Here is a 215-nt window from a genome sequence, read left to right on the forward strand (position 1 = left end):
GACGGCAGGTGACCGGCCCCGTCAACACGCTCCTTTCCTTTTTCACCTTCGATGATTGGTTCGCTGCCCTCTTTTGTGGATCTTGGTCGGGATCCGCTCTGAAGAACAGCGTCCAGGTAAAGACGCTGGATTTTGAGAAGCGGTTCGAAATGGGCGTGACTGATGTGTTCACCCGTTACCTAGGGTGCCGGATCAACACTCTCGATCTCCAGCTG

At 54.9% G+C, this 215-nt stretch carries 1 pseudogene; it reads left to right on the top strand.

The features are described from left to right. Positions 1 to 215: pseudogene (locus AF337_RS44445) on the top strand (phage tail tube protein); the annotation flags it as partial.

The organism is Rhizobium ecuadorense (genome assembly GCF_001187535.1).
In the GTDB taxonomy this organism is placed as follows: domain Bacteria; phylum Pseudomonadota; class Alphaproteobacteria; order Rhizobiales; family Rhizobiaceae; genus Rhizobium; species Rhizobium ecuadorense.